Origin of the sequence: Johnsonella ignava ATCC 51276 (genome assembly GCF_000235445.1) — a bacterium.
GTDB classification, from domain to species: domain Bacteria; phylum Bacillota; class Clostridia; order Lachnospirales; family Lachnospiraceae; genus Johnsonella; species Johnsonella ignava.
The window spans coordinates 1-723 of sequence record NZ_JH378867.1 but is presented as its reverse complement, the minus strand read 5'-3'; the positions used below and the strand labels follow the sequence as shown (position 1 = coordinate 723).

Annotated in this window: 2 protein-coding genes; both read right to left on the bottom strand. The window is 37.1% G+C overall.

Features of this window, described 5'->3' with window-relative positions:
* Positions 1 to 402, bottom strand: a 402-nt coding sequence (locus tag HMPREF9333_RS12830; protein ID WP_169311771.1) for an IS3 family transposase, incomplete at its 3' end; no start/stop codon positions are given.
* Positions 350 to 637 carry a transposase gene (locus HMPREF9333_RS12010; RefSeq protein ID WP_005542470.1) on the bottom strand — a complete coding sequence of 96 codons (288 nt, stop codon included), beginning with the start codon at positions 635 to 637 and terminating at the stop codon, positions 350 to 352. The genes HMPREF9333_RS12010 and HMPREF9333_RS12830, both read right to left, overlap by 53 nt.
* Between the last annotated feature and the right edge of the window lie 86 nt (positions 638 to 723).

Sequence of the window (723 nt, the reverse complement as noted above, 5' to 3'; positions counted from 1 at the left end):
TCTTAGCAAGTATGGATATATTTTATTAGCCGGCTCAGGTCTGCTTGTATTTTGCCTTGGATATATTGCCTGTATACCCATTTCCTTCATATGGCGAAGGACTGCTTTATGATTAATCACATAATGCTCTATTTCATTCATATACCAGCAAATGCGACGGTATCCATACATTGGATATCTGGTATAGATTTTATCAATCATCTGCTTTATATGTAAATCTTCCGTGGAATGCGGAATCGGCTGATAATAAAGACCGCTTCTGTTAAGCTCTAAAAGGCGAACTTGTGTAGAAATAGGAAGGGTTGAGCCATTCATGTCAACAAGCAGACGGCGTTGTGCTACATTAAGCTCAGAAACCAGATTTTTTTTTAAGCCACTCGTTCTGAGTGGTAAGTTTGCCAATCTGAGCATATAAATCATTTATTTCAGATTCATGTGCTTTTTGAGCTTTGCGTTCTTTTGATAAATTATCTTGGAATAGTGTATACAACTGAGACTCAGCTTCTCGTTTCCATTTTGAAAGCATGTTTGGATGAATATTGTTCTCGGCAGCTATCTCATTGATTGTACGCTCGCCTCGAATTGCTTCAAGGACAAGTTTCGATTTTTCCTCCGGGGAGTGTTGTTGTCTTGCCATATTTGGACTCCTTTCGCTATAAAATTATACGGAAAATCCAACTTAGAAACAATAATTTTTTTGTCTTAATTTATGGGTTCATTATA

Bases quoted from the DNA above. Each gene is read 5' to 3' on its own strand.
- HMPREF9333_RS12010 (WP_005542470.1), bottom strand. From the start codon at position 637: ATGGCAAGACAACAACACTCCCCGGAGGAAAAATCGAAACTTGTCCTT.